Origin of the sequence: Mycoplasmopsis mucosicanis, assembly GCF_006546935.1 — a bacterium.
GTDB classification, from domain to species: domain Bacteria; phylum Bacillota_I; class Bacilli_A; order Mycoplasmatales; family Metamycoplasmataceae; genus Mycoplasmopsis; species Mycoplasmopsis mucosicanis.
Genome location: NZ_SMDN01000042.1, coordinates 1 through 436, shown reverse-complemented (window position 1 = coordinate 436; position 436 = coordinate 1). Strand labels below are relative to the sequence as shown.

1 protein-coding gene is annotated in these 436 nt (G+C 28.0%); it reads left to right on the top strand.

All coding sequences use genetic code 4. The annotated features are described in order from the left end of the window. On the top strand, window positions 1-436 hold a 436-nt coding region (locus E1I18_RS03670), incomplete at both ends, for an IS1634 family transposase (protein ID WP_141484232.1).

Below are 436 nucleotides of genomic sequence, written 5' to 3'. Positions count from 1 at the left end.
ATTAAGAAAGAAACAGCTACAGAGCACTGCAAAAATTCATATTATCGTTCATTAGACTATCTAGCTCAAAACCAAAAAACAATACTAAAAAATTTAAATCAGGAAATATCAAAAATCAGTTCTAGAAATATTAAAGTTTTATGATATGACACAACAACATCATATTTTGAAACATTCAAAAGAGGTAATTTTAGAAAACCAGGGTTCTCGAAAGATGGTAAATTCAAGGAAGATCAAATTGTTATTGGTTTGATTACAGATGAAAATGGTATTCCACTACATTACAAAGTTTTTCCTGGTAATACTGCTGATTCTTCTACATTTATATCATTTATGCTTGAATTAGAAAAATACTACGGAATAAAAAACGTCACAATTATTGCAGACAAAGGGATGAGTGTAAATAGAAATATAAGATTTTTGGAAGATAAAGGGT